Below are 17521 nucleotides of genomic sequence, written 5' to 3'. Positions count from 1 at the left end.
TCTCCTCACCCACACGATGAGATTCATCGTTTAAGCGCATATAGGCGGACGTCGCGGACGAGAGCCGTCGGCTCCCCGCCTTCCCTACTACAGGGCCATCCGGCCGGGGAGACTCCCGGCCGGATGGCCGCTCCATTTCCACCACGACCCAGACCGGTCGGCGGCCTGGCCGTCGCGATCAGCCGTGCGCGGTGACGTGCGAGAGTGCGCCCGTCTTCCCCGCCCGTCCGTCTCGCCACACCAGCCGTCGGCGGACGTGGCGTCAGGGCAGTAGGTCCACCGACAGGATGCGGGACAGGACGTCGCCGGGACCGCAGCCGCCGCCCGGGGTTCCCGTCATGCGGCGGTCACCTGGCCGCGGCACGCCGCGCCGGCCCTTCCCCGGGCGTTTCCGCCCACGTACAAGAGCCGTCAGGCGGAGCGGCGCGCTCCGCGCTTGCGCGGCGCCTTCTCCTCGTCCTCGGCCTCGGACGCCGCCTTCTTCGCCGCGGCCTTCCCTCCGGCCTTCCCCGCGGATTTCGCGGCGGTCTTCCCGCCGGACGCCGCCGCCTTCTTCGCGGCCGGCTCGCGTCCCTCGCGCTCCCTCTTCGCGGCCTCGACGCTGGCGCGCAGTGCGGCCATCAGATCGACGGCGGGCTTCTCCTCGGCGGGCCCCTCGGGAACGACCACCTCCTTGCCCGCGACCTTCGCCTCGATGATCGCCTGCAGCGCCTCGCGGTAGGTGTCCTTGTACTCCCCGGGATCGAAGTCCGCGACCATCGTGTCGATCAGGGACTCCGCCATCTTGAGCTCCTGCGGGCGTACGTCGATGTCCTCGTCGAGGAAGGCGAAGTCCGACTCGCGCACCTCGTCCGGCCACAACATCGTCTCCAGGACGAAGACGCCGTCGCGGACGCGGAGCGTCGCCAGGGACTCGCGCTGACGCAGCGCCACCTTCACGATCGCCACCTGCCCGGAGCGCTCCAGCGCGTCCCGCAGCAGCACGTACGGCTTCGCCCCCTGCGCCTCGGGCTCCAGGTAGTACGACTTGGCGAAGTAGATCGGGTCGATCTGCTCGGCCGGGCTGAACTGCAGCACGTCGATGCGGCGGGAGGTGGTGAGCGGCAGGTCGGCGAAGTCCTCGTCGGTCAGCACGACCATGTCGCCGCTGGCCAGCTCGTATCCCTTGGCGATGTCGGAGTACGGCACCTCTTCGCCGTCGACCGTGCAGACCCGCTTGTACTTGATCCGCCCGCCGTCCTCCCGGTGCACCTGGTGGAAGGAGACGTCCTTCTGCTCCGTGGCGGAGTAGAGCTTCACGGGGATGGTGACCAGCCCGAACGATATCGCGCCCTTCCAGATGCTGCGCATAACCACATTCTCGTCTCTTTGTTCGAACTACACCATCTAGGGATTCAAAGGACTTACCTGCTGGGCAGGTACCCACTATGGCGGCGCCCTATCGGCCGCCTCCGGAGGTGCGGCGTGACCGGGAAGGTACGGGTCGAGGTCGAGGGCAGGCGCCTCGCGCTCACCAATCTCGGCAAGGTCCTGTACCCGAGCGCCTCGTTCACCAAGGCCGAGGTCATCGACTACTACACCCGGATCGCCCCGGTCCTCCTCCCCCACCTGCGCGGCCGGCCGCTGACCGTGAAGCGCTATCCCGACGGCGTGGACGGCCAGTTCTTCTTCGAGAAGAACGTCCCCGGCCACACCCCCGCCTGGGTCCGTACGGTCACCCTGCCCGCGTCCGGCAGCACCAAGAACCGCGAGACGATCGACTTCGCGGTGGTGGACGACCTCGCGACGCTCGTCTACTACGCCAACCTGGCCGCGCTGGAGATCCACGTCCCCATGTGGCGCGTCACCGAGCGGGGCGACCCGCTGCCGCCGGACACTCTGGTCTTCGACCTCGATCCGGGCGCCCCGGCCACCATCGTGGAGTGCTGCGAGGTGGCCCTCCTGCTCCGCGAGGCCCTTGAGGCGGACGGCCACGAGGGGGTGCCCAAGACCAGCGGCATGAAGGGCATGCAGGTCTACGTGCCCTGGGACCGCGACGAGGACACCTCCGCGTACGCCAGGGCGCTGGCCCGGCGGATGGAGCGCGAGCACACGTTCGTCACCAGCGTGATGGCGAAGCGGGAACGTCCCGGCAAGGTGTTCATCGACTGGAGCCAGAACAACCCGGCCAAGACCACGGTCGCTCCCTACTCCCTGCGGGCCGGCGGCGCCCCCACCGTGTCGACCCCGCTTTCCTGGGAAGAGGTGGATGCCTGCGGAGACCCCGGACAGCTCGTCTTCACGGCACGGGACGTGCTGGATCGGGTCCAGCGGTGCGGAGACCTGTTCCGGGCCTCCGCCGCTTAGCCGGTACGGCCCATGGTCGTAGTGTGGACCTGCGCGCATCGCACAGGGCCGGGAACGGAGGGACGGCACATGTCCGAGATGGACTCCCTCGGCGAGACGGCCGAGGATCTCTCGATCGAGGCGCCGGAGGCGGACGCGGTCGAGCAGCACCAGCGGATGCAACCGTCCGACGAGACCCGCTGGCCCGACCAGGTGCCCATCGAGGCCGACCCCGCGGACACCACCGACCAGGAGCGGGTGGTCGAGCACGACGAAGAGGACTACCGCTGACCTGGTTACCCGCGCGTAGGATGGGCGAGTTCCCGCAACGAGGAGACGAGAGTGCCGTGACCGCTACCCCGGACGCCAAGCCCCGGGGCACCCGCCTGCCCCGCATGGCCCGCCGCCGCCAGCTCCTGAGCGCGGCGCAGGAAGTGTTCGTGGAGAACGGCTACCACGCGGCGGCCATGGACGAGATCGCCGAACGGGCCGGCGTCAGCAAACCGGTGCTCTACCAGCACTTCCCGGGCAAGCTGGAGCTCTACCTCGCCCTCCTCGACCTGCACGTGGACGACATGGTCACCCGGTGCCACGAGGCCCTCGCGTCCACCACGGACAACAAGCAGCGGGTGCAGGCCGCGATCGGGGCGTTCTTCGACTTCGTGTCCAGCCAGGGCGAGGCGTTCCGGCTGGTCTTCGAGTCCGACCTGCGCAACGTGGCCCCCGTACGCCAGCGGATGGAGCGGTCCCTCCGGGAGAGCGCCGAGGCGATCAGCCAGGTCATCCAGGAGGACACCGGCTGCTCCAGCGACGAGGCGCACCTGCTCGGCGTCGGCCTGGTCGGCATGGCGGAGGTGAGCGCGCGGTACTGGCTCAGCAGCCACGGTTCCATTCCCAAGGAGGCCGCGACCCAGCTCATGGCCCGCCTCGCCTGGCGCGGCATCAGCGGCTTCCCGCGCACCGGCTGACCGTGCCGCATTTCCTGTTCGCTTGACGCGATCAAAGGGCTCACCGCGTCGGCGGACGGCGACGATGGGGGTGAGGCGCTGTGTGACGCAGCCCTCCGGAAAGGGGAGCCCGATGGAAGTCAAGATCGCTGTTCGGTCGGTGCACCGCGAGCTCGTCGTGGAGACCGACATGACGGCCGAGCAGATCGAGGAGGAGCTCCGCCAGGCCCTCGCCGCGGACAAGGGCGTCTTCTCCCTCACCGACAAGAGCGGCAGGCGGGTGGTCGTCCCCGTGTACGCCCTCGGTTTCGTCGAGGTCGGCGAGGACGAGCAGCGCACGGTCGGGTTCGGCGGCACGCTCTGACGCCCTGACCGCCGCCCTCCGCCCGCCGCCGGTCGAGCGGCGGGCGCGGCGGCTCAGCGCCCGCCGGCAGGCGCCGCGCTCACGGGCCGGGGGTGAGGCCCAGGGCCGACATGCGCTTCCCGTGCGCCTCGGTCAGCCGCGCGAAGAGGCGCCCGATCTCGGCGAGATCCTCACTGCCCGGCTCCACCAGCAGGAGGGCCAGCTCCGGACGGGCCGCCGCCAGCCGCTGCCCCTGGCTCAGCGCCTCGCCCACCATCCGGCGCGCCCACAGCGCCAACCGGCTGCTCAGGCGCGGATCCTCCTCGATGGCCGTACGCACCCGGTCCACCGTGAACTCCGAACGCGCCTCGTCCGCCAGCACCTCCTCCACCAGCTCGGTCACGGAGGGGTCGGCGTGCCGGGCGGCCTCGCGGTAGAAGTCGCCCGCGATCCCGGTGCCGACGTACGCCTTGACCAGGGCCTCGGGCCAGTCACGCGGCTTGGTCTGCTCGTGCCAGGCGTCGATGGCGTCGACGAAGGGCGCCATCGCCTCCTCCGGGTCCACGCCGAGCGCGGTGAGCCGGTCGCGCAGCAGCCGGAAGTGCCCGTACTCGGCGGCGGCGATGTCACCGAGGGCGGCGCGGTCGGTCAGCGTGGGCGCGAGCAGCGCCGCGTCCTCGGCCAGACGCAGAAACGCGGTCAGCTCCGCGTACGCCAGCACACCGAGCAGATCCACGACGCCAGGAGGGGTTTCGTTCATGGGTGCAGCGTACGCGGGTCGCGTCCGCCCCCGCCCGCGTGTGCCCACCGCCTCCGGCTTCCGGGGGTCGCGCGCGCCTCTTCGGCCGGTCCCGCCCCCGCCCGCCGGCCGGTCCCGGGACGGCCGTGCCGACCGGTCGTCACCGGAAATCCTTGACCCAACTTCGGGAACACGGAGAAATCGGTTCCATGTTGTGGTATCGAGTAGACTGGTTCGCGAAGGTGCGACCGCACTGTATTGATCTGGGCCGTCCGGCCCCAGACCCCCAGTAACTGGATGCCGCGGTCGCTATGACGCCGAAGGCGCCACATCCGTGAGGACACGGCCTGGGAGACCTTACGGCCGAACAGGTTCCGGAGGGCCGCCTTCGCCAACGACTGAGGCAGGTCACGCTGACGACGTTCCGAGCCCTGGGAGTCATCCCAGAGATCGCTGATGCCCTGGAGACAGAGGGCATCACTTCACCGTTCCCGATCCAAGAAATGGCGCTCCCGCTGGCTCTCGCCGGCCAGGACGTCATCGGCCAGGCACGCACCGGCACCGGCAAGACCTACGCGTTCGGCGTCGCGATGCTGCAGCTTGTCGGCAAGCCGCGCAAGAACCGCAAGAAGCCGCGCGGCCTGGTCCTCGTCCCCACCCGCGAGCTCGCCCTCCAGGTCAGCGAGGACCTCGTCCTCGCGGCGGGCAAGCTCGGCTCCCGCATCCTCACCGTGTACGGCGGCCGCGCGTACGAGCCGCAGATCGAGGCGCTCAAGAGCGGCGTCGACGTCATCGTCGGCACCCCCGGCCGGCTCCTCGACCTGGTGAAGCAGAAGCACCTCGACCTCGGCCAGATCACCATGCTGGTGATGGACGAGGCCGACCGCATGCTCGACCTGGGCTTCCTCCCCGACATCGAGCGGATCATCAAGCTGGTTCCGGAGCAGCGGCAGACCATGCTGTTCTCCGCGACGATGCCGGGTGAGATCGTGGCGCTGTCCCGGCGCTACCTCAACCGCCCGATCCACGTGCGCGCGGAGAACAACGACGCCGAGGCCGAGGCCACGCCGCAGACCACGCAGTTCGTGTACCGCACGCACCGCATGGACAAGATCGAGATCGTGGCGCGGCTGCTGCAGAGCACCGACACGGGTCTCACCATGATCTTCTGTGAGACCAAGCGGGCCTGCGACATGGTGGCCGAGCAGCTCCACGACAAGGGCTTCGCCGTCGCGGCGGTGCACGGCGACCTCGGCCAGGGCCAGCGCGAGCAGGCCCTGCGGGCGTTCCGCAACGGCAAGATCAACGTTCTGGTCGCGACGGACGTGGCGGCCCGCGGCATCGACATCGACGACGTCACCCACGTGGTCAACTACGACTGCCCGCAGGACGAGAAGACGTACGTCCACCGCATCGGCCGTACCGGCCGCGCCGGGCGCACCGGCGTGGCGGTGACGTTCGTGGAGTGGACCGAGCTCACCCGCTGGAAGGTCATCAACAACGCGCTCGGCCTCGACTTCGCCGAGCCGGTGGAGAGCTACTCCAGCTCGCCGCACGTCTACACCGACCTCGGCATCCCCGAGGGCACCAAGGGCGTCCTGCCGCACGCCAACCGGTCGCGCGCCGGGCTGGACGCCGAGGAGATCGAAGACCTCGGTGAGACCGGGCGCATCCGCTCGCGTGGCAGGGGCGACCGGCCCGGCCGCGACCGCGACCGCGACGAGCGGCGCGAGCGTCCGGCGCGTACGCCGAGGGAGCGCCGCCGCACCCGCGGGGGCCGTCCGGCCGAGGCGGCGACGTCCGAGGACGCGCGCGAGCCGCGGGAGACCGCCGAGTTCGCGAGGGTCCGGGAGGCCGAGAAGGTCCGCGAGGCGGAGGACGTCCGGGAGGCCGAGAAGGTCCACGAGGCGGACGCCGTGACCACGGTGGTCGTCGAGGAGGCCCCGGCCGTGCCCGAGCCCGGGCCGGCGCCCGAGCCTCAGCCGGCGGCCGCGTCGCGGCCCAGGCAGGAGCCCGAGCGCATCATCCCGCCGAGCCCGTTCGTCGTGGTGTTCCGATCTCCGGATCTCGCGACGGAGGACGACATTCCGGCGCCCTCCGCCGCGACGGAGCGCGCGGCTCAGCGCCGCCGCCCAGCGCGGTCGCGGCGAGGCGGATAGCAACGGGAGACAGACCGTTCCCCGGCCCGCCGGCCGGGGACGGGAGACCGCCTTCCGGCAGTGGGTAGACCCTCTGTAGGAGGCATGAGTTATGGGTCACAACCGGCAAAGCGTTGTTGGCGGTGTCGCTGACAGCCTCGCTGGGTATCGTGGTGCCACGTGAGTACGCCGCGATTCCTGACGCTGCCCCCGGGTGTCAGCACCCAGCAGATCGAGACGCCGGCGGGCACGTTCGCGGTCCTCTCGGCGGAGCCCGTCAGCGGTGTCCCCGAGCGATGGCCCGCCCTTCTCGTCCCGGGGTTCACCGGCAGCAAGGAGGACTTCATCTCCGTCCTCCAGACCCTCGCCCAGGCCGGGCGCAGGGTCGTCGCCGTGGACGTCCGCGGCCAGTACGAGACGCCGGGCCCCGAAGACCCCTTCGCGTACACGTGCGCGGCTCTGGGCGCCGACATCGACCTGATCGCCCACGCCGTGGGGCAGGGCGAGCCGGTGCACCTGCTCGGCCATTCCTTCGGCGGCCTGATCACCCGTGAGACCGTGCTCGACGGCACCGCCAAGCTCGCGTCGTACACGCTGATGAGCTCCGGGCCCGCGGGGATCATCGGCCCGCGGGAGAAGGTCGGCCGGGTGATGCTCGCCGAGCTGCCCGAATACGGCGTCGAATACCTCTGGGCCAACCGGATGGAGCCCGACGCGATCAAGGCGGGGATCTCCGACGAGATCGTGGCCTTCCTCCGCAAGCGCCTGCTCGCGCACTCGCCCGCCGGGCTGATGGCGATGGCGAGAGAGGTCCTGAACGCCCCCGACCGCGTGGACGAGCTCGCCGAGTCCGGCCTCGCCGTCCTCGTCCTGTACGGCGAGCACGACGACGGGTGGCCGCCCCTGCTGCAGGCGGAGATGGCCGACCGGCTCGACGCCGAGTGCGTGGTCGTGCCCGGCGCCGCCCACTCACCGGCCGTCGAGGCGCCGGAGACGACGGCGGCGGCGCTCACCCGCTTCTGGAACGCCGCCGAGAGCCAGATCCTCCACCACTCCTGACCCGGTCGCGGCCCGGCCCGGCGAGGCCGCCGGGCCGCGCTCTACTGAGGAAGGCCGTCCCAGGGGTTCCGTTCCGGTGCGATCCGCATGCCCTCGGGGCAGTGCCGGCGGAAGTCGCACCACGAGCAGATCGGCCCGGGGTTGGGCGGGAACAGCGCGTCGATCTCCGGTGGCACGGTGGAGAGGGCGGCATCCGCCCCCGCTCCGGACGCCCCCGCCCCGGACGCCTCGGCACCGGCTGTCGCCGGCCCCGATCCGGCCCGGCCCGCCCGCGACCCGCCGGGCCGCGCCCCGCTCGTACGGGTTCCGCCCGGCCGGGACGTGCCCGACCAGGCGCGGTAGGCATCGTCGGCCTCGGACGCCTCCAGCGCGATCTGCTCGGCCCGGCCCAGATGCCGCCGGAGGGACTCGTCGTCGTGCTCCCACTCGGCCACCGACCCGGTGGGCAGGTGGTGCAGCTCCACCTTCCGGCAGGAGCGGTGCATCACGCGCGCCGCGGCCACCGCGTACACGGCGAGCGCCAGGGAGGAGCGGGCGTCGTCGGCACCCGGCGCCCGGCGGCCCGTCTTGTAGTCGACGACCACGAGCTCGTCGCCGCGCCGGTCGAGCCGGTCGATGCGACCGGAGACCGCGAGGACGGACGTCCGGGTGGCGACGGTGCGCTCGACGCCGACCGGCTCGTCCGCCGGATCCAGTGTCGCGACATATCCGGACACCATCTCGCGGGCCCGATCACGCCAGGTCAGGGACTGCTCCTGGTCGCGGAAGCCCTCGGTGATCCAGCCGCTGGTCAGGAGGGTCGCCGCCGTCATCGGCGTCCGCCGCTCGTACGGCTGCCGCCACCACCCGGCCAGCGCGTTGTGGACGGACGCCCCGACGCTGTTGTGCGCCCAGGGCGGCCCCTTCTGCGGCGCCGGCCGGTCGAGGTAGGTGAAGCGATAGCGGCGGCGGCAGTCGAGCCACGAGTTCAGCCGTGAGGGCGTGCACGCGTACAGGCGACGCGGCATGCCCTCGAATCCGAGCTGCTCCTGCTCCATGGGGGGAGACCGGCCTATTCGTCGTCGAGCTTCAGCGTGATGCCCGCGGCGCCGGTGCCGTCCACGAGGGGCGACTCGCGCTGCTCGCCGCCCCCGGTGAGGGAGCCGGACAGCCAGGCGTCGAACTGCGGCTCCAGGTCACCGATCAGCGACTCCTCGCCGTGCGCGGGCAGCACGCGGGTCGCGTGCGGGAGCGTGAACAGCCGCTCCCCGATGGCGGTGAGCTGGTCGGCCAGCGCCGGGTACTCCCCGCCGAGCCGGCCCGGGCCGTCCGCCTGGAGCGACTTGCCGGTGAAGACCGCGCCGAGGGACTCGCAGTACAGCGAGACGCCGCCCTGGGTGATGCCGGGTGTGGCGAGGACTTCGAGCTCGACGCCCGCGACGGAGAACAGCCCCTCGTCCTCCATCTCGATGTCGGGCCAGGTCTCCTCCCAGGTCTGACGCCACAGGCGCTTGTCCTTGGGGTGCAGGGCGATCACGGCCTCGTCCCGGGCGGCCACCTCGATGGCCCCGCCGACGTGGTCGGGCAGCCCGTGGGTGCAGATGACGGCGAGGACCTCGCGCTCGCCCACCTTTTCCAGGATCTTGTCGGCGTCCCGCGCCGGGTCGACGACGATGACCTCCTCGTCGTCACCCACGATCCACGTGTTGTTCTCAACCTTGTGCTCGGCGTCGTCGATCTCGACCACGCCGGAGGTCACCACTCGTTCGATACGCGCTGTCACGTCTCAGAACCCTACTAGCTCAGCCCTCTCGTGGCTCGTCGTCGAGGCGCGGGGAGAACGCGCCGAACGGGAGGTCGAGCTCCTGGTCGTTGTCCCGGAGGTCGCGCAGGGAAAGCTGGGCGAGCGGGATGAGGCAGCCGACCTCGGCCGGCCAGGCGATCATCCACAGCCAGTTGCCGAGCGCCTCTCCTACGTACACGGCGCGATCGGGCGGCACCTCCTTGAGACACCACAGCGCGCCCGGATGGCCGCGTATGTCGATCTTGGCGTGGGCGGGGCCGGCGTCGAAATCGGCTCCCGGGTCGGGGCCGTCCAGACCGGCGTACGCGGCGCCGATGCCGACGCCGGGCTCCTCCGCGATGACGAGGAGATCGGCGGGGCCGTACGTGAAGGAGGGCCCGGACAGGGCCACGACCGTGGCCCGCGCTCCCGTGCGCTCGTCGCCCACCTCGTCGAAGCCGGTCACCAGCCAGCCGGCGGGCAGCGGCCACGGCAGCCAGATGGGGACCACGGCCGACTGCCGCAGAGCGTCCAGCACCGCCTGTGAGGGACGGTGGGGCGGTTGGCGCGGGAGGACGTCCCCGTGCGCGTCACATCGCCAGGAACTGTTCCAGACGCTCGGCTCGTGCAGCGGCCCGAAGCACCGCGGACAGGAAGGCGCGGCTCTCACAACTCTCCACGTTGCTTGCGAGGGAGCAATCGCGTCAAGAACCTCCCGGTTATCCGGGCGTAATGTTCTTTTGTGGTGAGATGCGTGGGTGCGATCGTCCGGGATCCGGCCGGACGCCTGCTGCTGGTCCGCCGCGGCCACCCGCCCGGAGAGGGCCTGTGGTCGCTTCCCGGCGGCAGGGTCGAGCCCGGCGAGAGCGACGCCGAGGCCGTACGACGCGAGCTGCGCGAGGAGACCGGCCTCGACGGAACGGTGGGCCCCCTGGCGGGGAGCGTGCTGCGTCCAGGACCGGCGGGCGTGACCTACGAGATCCACGACTACCTGGTGACCGCCGCCGACGGCCGCCTCACCCCGGGCGACGACGCGGCCGACGCCCGGTGGTGCTCCCCCGCCGAGCTTGTACGGCTACCGCTCACCGACGGCCTGGTGGACGCCCTCGTCTCGTGGAAGGTCATCGGTCCGACGACGTGAGCCTGCTCCGCCAGACCGTGAGATGGTCCTGCGTGTAGGCCACCGAACGGCCGGCGGCGACGACGCCGTCGCCGGAGACCGCGACCGAGCCGAGCCACTGCGCGCCGTCCCCGCCGAGGCCGTCGGCGGTCAGCGTGTGGCGGGTCCATTCGAGGCCGTCGCCGGAGATCCAGACGGTGCTGTCCTCCTCGCCCGCCCTGCCGTGCGCCCCCACCGCGACCACGCCCTGGTCCGTGGCGGCCAGGCCGAGCACCGCCGCCGCCTCCTCCGTGGGCAGCCACGCGTACTCCCAGTGGGAGCCGTCGTCGGACGACACCGCCGCGAACGGCCGGCGGCCGTCGGCGAGGCCGACCACGATCACCTCGCCGCCGCGCGCCACCACGCGGCGCAGCCCGGCGGAGTGGGTGTCGTCGGGGAGCACCCGCCCCTTGGCGGTCCAGTTGACCCCGTCGGAGGACACCCACACGACGCCGGTCTCCCTGTCCGCGGTGCCGGAGCCGCCCACGGCCATGAACCCGGACGGGGTGGCGGTGACGTCCGCGATGCGCACGCCTGCGCCTCCGGCGGGCATGGCCCCCTGGGGCGCGCGGGTGAACCGCTTGAGATCGGCGCTGAACCACAGGGCGGGCAGCACGCCCGTCGCGCCCCGGTCCTCCCCCGCGACCACGTAGCCGGCCGGCCCGGCCGCGACCGCGTTCGGCGCCAGGAGGAAGTGGCCGGCGGGCACCTCGACGTCCGGGCCGGGCTTCCACGTCCTGCCGTCGGCCGACGTGACCAGGAGCGGCCGGGTGACCGCCGGGTCGGAGGTCGTGGTGCCGACCGCCAGCCACCCCTTCCGTCCGTGGGCGACCGCGCTCAGCGCCTGGCGGCCGGGGCCGCCGAGCACGTCGGAATCGGCGCGGCTCTTCCAGTCGGCCCCGCCGTCGCCGCTGGTCCAGACGCCGGCGTCGCCGCCCCCTGAGCCCACGGCGACGAACAGGCCGTCCGCGGCGGCCAGGCCGGTCGTCTCCCTGGCCTGCCGGGTCAGCCCGGCGATCTCCTCGGTGGGCACGGCCTTCGCCTTCTTGCCCTTCCGCGCCGTCATCAGCACGGGCAGGTTCTCCACGTCGCCGGCGCCCCGCTTGTCGCCGCCCGCGACGAGCACGCCCGCGTCGGTGATGGCGAGCCCGCGCAGCGTGCCGGGGATCTCCCCGAGGTCGGCGCTCTTGGTCCAGTCGCGCCCGTCCGCGCTCGTGTAGAGGGCGTACCGCTCCCAGGCCGACTCGGTCACCGCCGCGACCCCCGCCGCCGAGGAGGCGAGGCCGCGTACGCCCGCCCCTTCGGGGCCGAGCTTCCCGATGGTGCCGCATCGGTCCCACTCGGCGCCGTCCGGGGAGCAGAAGACCGGCACCTCCCCCTCCGCGGACCGCTGCCGCGTCGGGACCAGGACGAACCCCTTGTCCGTCGCGGCCAGCGCGCCCGGCTCCGGCCGTACGTCCGGGAGGGCGACAGCCGTACGGAGCCACGACCTGCCGCCGTCGGACGAACGCAGGACGACCGAGGCGGAGCCCTCGCCCGGATCGGCCAGGGCGACGACCCGGTCGCCGCGCGCGGCCACGGCGCGCATGCCGCGCACCTTGTCCGGGGGGCCGATCTGGGCGCTGTCCACCCGCGTCCACCCCTGCCCGTCGGGCGAGACCCAGACCACCGGGCCGGCCGTGCCGTCCCGGAGCGTGGCGGTGCCCACGGCCACGAAGCCGGTGGCGGTCCTGGCCAGGTCGGTGATCCTGTCCTGGCTCCAGAAGGCGGTCAGCCGGGCGGGGTCCACCGCCGTCCAGGTCACGCCGTCGGAGGAGACCCACATGCCGCGCGCCCCCGGGCCCGCGGAGCCCGGGGCGTCTGTGCCGGCGGCGAGCCACCGCCCGTCGCCTCCCGCGACCCGTCCCACGGCCCCGCCGACGGTGTCGTACCCGGACGGGCCGGCGACCCGGCCCAGCTCCCACTTCTCCCCGCCGTCCGTGGAGACGAGGAAGAGCGGTCTCGGCACGGGTCCGCTGATGTCGCTGCCCACGGCCACGACCGTGGACCCCGCCGACGTGACCGCGTTGAGCACCTGGCTGGAACCGTTGCCCGGCAGTCCGATGGCGGGGAACGCGTCGTCGCCCGACCGTCCGTCGCCCGACGCGAGGAGCAGTCCGGACGCCGGTGCGTCGGACACCCAGCGGGCGACGCCGAACGCGGCCGCGAGCAGCACGGCGAGCGCCAGCACCGGGGTGAGGTACCTGCGGACCCGGAAGGGGCGTTTGGGCTCGCTCCTGCGGCGGTGATGGTGGTGGTGGCGGCCGCCGCCGGACCTGGGCGGGCCCGAGGCCACGAGCACGTCGGGGCGCGCCGGCCGTCCTCCGGGCGGGGCGCCGATCCTGCGCACCGGCTCCGTCGGCGGCTCCTCCGGCTGCTCCGCCGTCCCCTCCTCCGGCATCGCGGGCTCCTGGCGGGCCGGACGGCCGGAGGCGACCAGTTTGTCCGGGCGGGTCACCAGCCGACGGGGCCTCGGAGTCGCGGGCTCGTCGGAGTACGGGCGTCGCCCGGCGCGGCGCTGGGGCGGCGGCTCGTCGGCCACGGGGGCCGCGAAGGGGGGCAGCTCCCACGGCGAGCGCCGCTCGGAGTGGCGCGGGGGCCACTCCCCGGGGTGCCCGGGAGAGTCCCCGGAGGTGCCCCGGGCCGGGGCACCGGGGACGGGCGGGATCGCCGAGGGCGTCGCCGGGTGTTCCTCATCGCGTGAAGGGGGGTCCGAGTCCACGCTCCGTGCCTCCACTAGAACGGCGAAGCGGACGCGAGCATGTTGATACCCGGTCTCCGGCTGGCGATCACCTCTCCAGCCCAACACGCCAACGCGGCGCTGAATATACCTCTCTAGTGAGATTTATCGAGAGAGGGTCTGAATTGCCCGCCTCTGGGCGATTATCAGGACGACGACGGTGAACACGGCGAACTGGACGACCGTGCCGACGATCGTCTGCCAGGGCACCGACCCCTGCTCCAGCGCGTTCCGCAGCCCTCCGGCCGCGGCGGTCATCCCGAACGCGAACACGTTGTTGACCGCGTGCAGCGCGATCGGCGCCTCCAGACCGCCGGTGCGGATCGCGAGCCATCCCGCGAGCAGCCCGAACCCGAAGACGTAGGCGATGCCCCAGTCGGTGTAGCCGTGCAACGAGGTGAAGGCGGCCGCGCCGATGACGATGCCGGGCACCGGGTTGCGGAGATATGCCCCGAACGCCTGGATGATCCACCCGCGGAACACGTACTCCTCGGCGGCCGCCTGGAACGGCACCAGTACCACGATGACGATCAGAGGGGCGAGGAAGCGGTCCCAGCCCACCCAGGCGAACTCGCTGGACACCCCCGTCGCGAGGAACGTGAGCTGCTGCGCCACCTCGCCGAGGACCACCGCGACCAGCGCGACCGGCAGGCACCAGAGCAGCCACGACCAGCGCAGCCGCCCGGTGACGGAGGAGAGCGTGCCCGGCCGCCGCCGCTGCACCGCCCACGCCGCGCCGATCACGAGAGGGATCGCCAGGGCGATCAGCACGAGGCTGAAGCCGAGCGTCAGCAGGGGGTCGGCGAAGATCTGGGTGCCGCTCAGCATCATCGGCACACCCGCGAGGAGCGACACCAGCGCGGCGACGAGCCCGAGCACGAGCGATACCACGAGGTAGCCGACGACGATGGCGAGCGTGCCGACGATCGGCCGCCACCAGCGGTGCAGCGCCGTACGGGCCAGCCGGTCGTACCTGGTGCCGGGAGGCGGCGTCACGCTCCACGGCCCCCGGACCGGCGGGGGCGCCCACTGGTACGGCGGGCCGGGAGGCGGCCCGCCCGGCCCGCCGTACGGGGGCGGGTGCCACCCGGCGGGCGGGTTCCCGTGCTCCGGCGGGTTTCCCTGGGCCGACGGGTTCCCATGCTCCGGCGGGTTTCCCTGGGCCGACGGGTTCCCATGCTCCGGCGGGTTTCCCTGGGCCGACGGGTTCCCATGCTCCGGCGGGTTTCCCTGGGCGGGCGGGTTCCACTGCGGGTCGGTCATCAGCCCATTGTCGGCCGTTCGAACGTCCGCGCCCTCGTCAGCCCCGCCGCGCGGCCCTTGGCCGCCACCACGAGCGCCATCTTCCGGGACGCCTCGTCGATCATCTCGTCGCCGAGCATCGCCGCGCCGCGCCGCTCCACGGTCGTGTAGTACTCGTACGCGTCGAGGATCAGCTCGGCGTGCTCGTAGTCCTCCTGGGACGGCGAGAACACCTCGTTGCCCGCCTCCACCTGCGAGGGGTGCAGCACCCACTTGCCGTCGAACCCGAGCGCCGCCGCCCTGCCCGCCACGCGGCGGAAGCCGTCCACGTCCTTGATCTGCAGGTACGGCCCGTCGATGGCCTGGAGGTCGTTGGCCCGGGCCGCCATCAGGATCCGCATCAGGATGTAGTGGTAGGCGTCGCCCTCGCCGTACCCGGGCGGCTGCTCGCCGACGACCAGCGTCTTCATCCCGACGGACGCCATGAAGTCGGCGGGCCCGAACACCAGGGTCTCCAGCCGGTCGGACGAGGCGGCGACGGCGTCCACGTTGACGAGGCCGCGCGCGCTCTCGATCTGCGCCTCGATGCCGATCCGCCTGGTCAGCCCGACCGCTTTCTCGATCTGGCCGAGCAGCATGTCGAGCCACACGACGTGCGAGGCGTCCTCGACCTTGGGCAGCAGGAGGCAGTCAAGGCGGTCGCCCGCGCCCTCGACCACGTCCACGACGTCCCGGTACGCCCACGGCGTGGTCACGTCGTTGATCCGGACGACGATCGTCTTCCCGGACCAGTCGCCGTCGCGGAGGGCGGCGACGGCGTTCGCGCGCGCCTGCTCCTTGGCCGCCGGCGCCACCGCGTCCTCCAGGTCGAGGAAGACCTCGTCTGCCGCCAGCCCCTGGGCCTTCTCGATGAAACGGGGGTTGCTGGCCGGCACGGCCAGGCACGAACGTCGAGCACGCATGGCCCACACGCTAGCGGGGGCCTGTCCGATCGCTACAAAGGAGGTGCCGCGTTCTTGGCGCGGGCGTTGTACGGCCATGGGCGTGTCTTTCGCGAAGAATGGCGGCATCCACGAGCGTTGAGGGAGCAATCGATGTCCGAAATCGCCTCCGGGGCACGCCCCGCCGTCCTGTCCGATCTCATCCCCGGCGCGCGGGTCCGCGACGCCGCCCTCGTCCTCGGCGGGGCCGCGCTGACCGGCCTGGCCGCCCAGATCGCGGTCCCGATCCCGGGCTCGCCCGTCCCGGTCACCGGTCAGACCCTCGCGGTCGTGCTCGTCGGCGCCGCGCTCGGCTTGAACCGGGCCGCGCTCAGCATGGTCGTGTACGTCCTGGCGGGCATCGCGGGCGTGCCGTGGTTCGCCGGCGGCGCCCACGGTCCCGGCGGGGCCACGTTCGGCTACCTGATCGGGTTCATCGTGGCCGCGGCCCTCGTCGGCAGGCTGGCCGAGCGCGGCGGCGACCGCACCCCGGCGCGTACGGCCGGCACGATGTTCCTCGGCAACCTGGTGATCTACGCCTTCGGCGTGCCGGCGCTGATGGCGGTCACCGGCATGGGTCCGGTCGCCGCGCTCGCCGCCGGCGTGGTGCCGTTCCTCGTCGGAGACGCCCTGAAGATCGCGGTCGCGGCCGGCCTGCTGCCCGCCGCGTGGCGGCTCACCGGGCGTTCCGGCCGATGAGCGCTCCTCTGATCGAGGAGGGCGCGAAGAAGTCCGGCGTGCTGTGGGTGACCCTGCCCGCCGGACCGCGCCTGGCCTGGCACGTCTGGCACGAGGGGGCCGTCTGCCTGGTGACCGGCGGCGGCGAGCAGGAGCTGCCCGGCCTGGCGGAGGCGTCCGAGGTGGAGGTGACGCTCCGCAGCAAGGACAACGGCGCCGAGCTGGTCAGGTTCACGGCCTCGGTCGAGGTGGTGGATCAGGCGGCCTCGCCCGACGTCGTGGCCGCGCTCGCCAAGGAGCGGCTCAACGCGGTCGACGCCGCCACTCTCCCGGACCGCTGGGCCGCCGGGTCCGTCATCGTACGGTTGACGCCTCGGGCGTGAGTCGTACGGCGGGGTCGGCCGCGGGGCGGGAGGCGGCCGCCTGGGCGAGCAGGGCGCCGGCGAGGACGACGGCGCCGCCGATGATCTGGGCACCGCCGAGCCGTTCGCCGAGCAGGAACCAGGCGACGACGGCGCCCGCGATGACCTCCAGGGTGGCCACGGTGGCGCCGACCGCCGCCGAGAGGCGGCGCACCGCGATCACCCCGGTGACGTACGCCGTGATCGTGGCCACCAGCACCAGCCAGAGCGCGGCGCCCAGCACGGGCAGGGTGTGCCCGGCCACGGTGGCGGTGCGCCCGAACGCGGTCCAGTCGATGTTCCAGGGGCGCGAGAGCGGAATGAGCAGCACGGCGGCGCCGGCCATCCCCCAGGCGATAAGGCCGAGCGGGTCCAGGTCGTCATCCGAGAAAGCATCATTCATCAGGAAATATCCGGCGGAGCAGGCGGCGGCCACGAGCCCCGCCGCCAGCCCGAGCGCGTCGAGCCGGATGCCGTCCCACACCTCCACGACGACGGCCAGCCCGGCCACCGCGATCACGGCGCCCACGTAGGCCGACCGGGCGAGCCGCAGCCGGCGGACGAACCGCGCCCAGACCACGACCACCACCGGCGAGAGGTACTCCAGGAGCAGCGCGATCCCGACCGGCAGCCGGGTGATCATGAAGAAGTACAACCCCTGGACGGCGGCCACCGCCACCAGCGCGTACGCGCCGACGAACAGCAGCCGGTCGCGCGGGACGCGCAGGGCCCTCGGCCGTACAATCATGAGAGCGATGATCAGGATCGCTCCCGCTCCGGCCATGCGCACCCAGACCGACTCGAGCGGCGACATCCCCGCGGCTCCCAGATATCGCGCCATGGGCCCGGAGAATCCGAAACAGGCCGCGGACGCCACCGCGATCGCCAGGCTAGCCGCCCTCATGGCCACCACCTCATGTAACTACCATTAACCCCTTTTGATCCTGTCATACCAGGCCGTCCCACGCA

At 72.5% G+C, this 17521-nt stretch carries 18 protein-coding genes; 9 read left to right on the top strand and 9 right to left on the bottom strand.

The features are described from left to right. Positions 1 to 411: 411 nt before the first annotated feature. Positions 412 to 1350 carry a non-homologous end joining protein Ku gene (ku, locus tag AWQ70_RS21305; RefSeq protein WP_067178828.1) on the bottom strand — a complete coding sequence of 313 codons (939 nt, stop codon included), beginning with the start codon at positions 1348 to 1350 and terminating at the stop codon, positions 412 to 414. Between the two features lie 114 nt (positions 1351 to 1464). On the opposite strand from ku, the gene ligD reads away from it, so the two are divergent. The 4 genes from ligD to AWQ70_RS21285 all read left to right on the top strand — a co-directional run bounded on the left by ligD (position 1465) and on the right by AWQ70_RS21285 (position 3636). Continuing rightward, complete coding sequence (ligD, locus tag AWQ70_RS21300; RefSeq protein ID WP_067178826.1) at positions 1465 to 2346, top strand: non-homologous end-joining DNA ligase; 882 nt, start codon at positions 1465 to 1467, stop codon at positions 2344 to 2346. 69 nt (positions 2347 to 2415) lie between these two features. After that, a complete protein-coding gene (locus AWQ70_RS21295; RefSeq protein ID WP_067178824.1) occupies positions 2416 to 2616 on the top strand; it encodes a hypothetical protein in 201 nt (66 codons plus the stop codon). 56 nt (positions 2617 to 2672) lie between these two features. Further along, complete coding sequence (locus AWQ70_RS21290) at positions 2673 to 3293, top strand: TetR/AcrR family transcriptional regulator (RefSeq protein WP_084463850.1); 621 nt, start codon at positions 2673 to 2675, stop codon at positions 3291 to 3293. 112 nt (positions 3294 to 3405) lie between these two features. After that, positions 3406 to 3636: a DUF3107 domain-containing protein gene (locus tag AWQ70_RS21285; RefSeq protein ID WP_067178821.1), complete on the top strand. Its 231-nt coding sequence runs from the start codon at positions 3406 to 3408 to the stop codon at positions 3634 to 3636. Between the two features lie 79 nt (positions 3637 to 3715). On the opposite strand, the gene AWQ70_RS21280 is transcribed toward AWQ70_RS21285, so the two are convergent. Next, entirely contained in the window at positions 3716 to 4375 is a 660-nt protein-coding gene (locus AWQ70_RS21280) for a ferritin-like fold-containing protein (protein WP_067178819.1), read from the bottom strand. 482 nt (positions 4376 to 4857) lie between these two features. Here AWQ70_RS21280 and AWQ70_RS21275 point away from each other — a divergent pair, with 482 nt between their 5' ends. Next, the gene (locus tag AWQ70_RS21275) at positions 4858 to 6513 is read left to right on the top strand and encodes a DEAD/DEAH box helicase (protein WP_245647076.1); all 1656 of its coding nucleotides are present in this window, start codon (positions 4858 to 4860) and stop codon (positions 6511 to 6513) included. A gap of 159 nt (positions 6514 to 6672) precedes the next feature. After that, a complete protein-coding gene (locus AWQ70_RS21270) occupies positions 6673 to 7551 on the top strand; it encodes an alpha/beta fold hydrolase (protein ID WP_067178815.1) in 879 nt (292 codons plus the stop codon). Positions 7552 to 7592: 41 nt separating this feature from the next. Here the strand turns inward: AWQ70_RS21270 and AWQ70_RS21265 are convergent, their stop codons facing one another. Genes AWQ70_RS21265 through AWQ70_RS21255 form a run of 3 tightly spaced genes read right to left on the bottom strand, consistent with a single transcriptional unit; the run spans position 7593 to position 9983 of the window. Next, positions 7593 to 8588: a RecB family exonuclease gene (locus AWQ70_RS21265; protein WP_067178813.1), complete on the bottom strand. Its 996-nt coding sequence runs from the start codon at positions 8586 to 8588 to the stop codon at positions 7593 to 7595. Positions 8589 to 8602: 14 nt separating this feature from the next. After that, positions 8603 to 9313: an MBL fold metallo-hydrolase gene (locus AWQ70_RS21260; protein WP_067178811.1), complete on the bottom strand. Its 711-nt coding sequence runs from the start codon at positions 9311 to 9313 to the stop codon at positions 8603 to 8605. Between the two features lie 19 nt (positions 9314 to 9332). Then, on the bottom strand, positions 9333 to 9983 hold the full coding sequence (locus AWQ70_RS21255; protein WP_067178809.1) for a DUF6758 family protein: 651 nt from the start codon (positions 9981 to 9983) through the stop codon (positions 9333 to 9335). Between the two features lie 84 nt (positions 9984 to 10067). Here AWQ70_RS21255 and AWQ70_RS21250 point away from each other — a divergent pair, with 84 nt between their 5' ends. Further along, the gene (locus AWQ70_RS21250; protein ID WP_067178807.1) at positions 10068 to 10454 is read left to right on the top strand and encodes an NUDIX hydrolase; all 387 of its coding nucleotides are present in this window, start codon (positions 10068 to 10070) and stop codon (positions 10452 to 10454) included. Here the strand turns inward: AWQ70_RS21250 and AWQ70_RS21245 are convergent. From AWQ70_RS21245 to AWQ70_RS21235, 3 genes are all read right to left on the bottom strand, one after another. Next, on the bottom strand, positions 10435 to 12969 hold the full coding sequence (locus tag AWQ70_RS21245; protein ID WP_067178805.1) for a hypothetical protein: 2535 nt from the start codon (positions 12967 to 12969) through the stop codon (positions 10435 to 10437). The genes AWQ70_RS21250 and AWQ70_RS21245 overlap by 20 nt on opposite strands. A gap of 387 nt (positions 12970 to 13356) precedes the next feature. Then, positions 13357 to 14514 carry a type II CAAX endopeptidase family protein gene (locus AWQ70_RS21240; protein WP_157530220.1) on the bottom strand — a complete coding sequence of 386 codons (1158 nt, stop codon included), beginning with the start codon at positions 14512 to 14514 and terminating at the stop codon, positions 13357 to 13359. Next, the gene (locus tag AWQ70_RS21235) at positions 14514 to 15455 is read right to left on the bottom strand and encodes an HpcH/HpaI aldolase/citrate lyase family protein (protein WP_067178801.1); all 942 of its coding nucleotides are present in this window, start codon (positions 15453 to 15455) and stop codon (positions 14514 to 14516) included. Before AWQ70_RS21235 ends, AWQ70_RS21240 begins: the two co-directional genes overlap by 1 nt. A 132-nt stretch (positions 15456 to 15587) precedes the next feature. Between AWQ70_RS21235 and AWQ70_RS21230 the strand changes: the two genes are divergently transcribed. Both AWQ70_RS21230 and AWQ70_RS21225 read left to right on the top strand, forming a co-directional pair. Next, a complete protein-coding gene (locus tag AWQ70_RS21230) occupies positions 15588 to 16172 on the top strand; it encodes a biotin transporter BioY (RefSeq protein WP_067178800.1) in 585 nt (194 codons plus the stop codon). Beyond that, positions 16169 to 16534, top strand: a complete 366-nt coding sequence (locus AWQ70_RS21225; RefSeq protein ID WP_067178915.1) for a hypothetical protein — start codon at positions 16169 to 16171, stop codon at positions 16532 to 16534. The genes AWQ70_RS21230 and AWQ70_RS21225 overlap by 4 nt, the downstream gene beginning before the upstream one ends. Here the strand turns inward: AWQ70_RS21225 and AWQ70_RS21220 are convergent. After that, positions 16506 to 17456, bottom strand: a complete 951-nt coding sequence (locus AWQ70_RS21220; protein ID WP_067178799.1) for an EamA family transporter — start codon at positions 17454 to 17456, stop codon at positions 16506 to 16508. The two genes, AWQ70_RS21225 and AWQ70_RS21220, sit on opposite strands and share 29 nt — an antisense overlap. Positions 17457 to 17521: the final 65 nt, after the last annotated feature.

Origin of the sequence: Microtetraspora niveoalba (assembly GCF_001570405.1) — a bacterium.
GTDB classification, from domain to species: Bacteria; Actinomycetota; Actinomycetes; order Streptosporangiales; family Streptosporangiaceae; genus Microtetraspora; species Microtetraspora niveoalba.
Note: the sequence above shows the minus strand (reverse complement) of the source record. Positions and strands in the feature narration are given on the sequence as shown.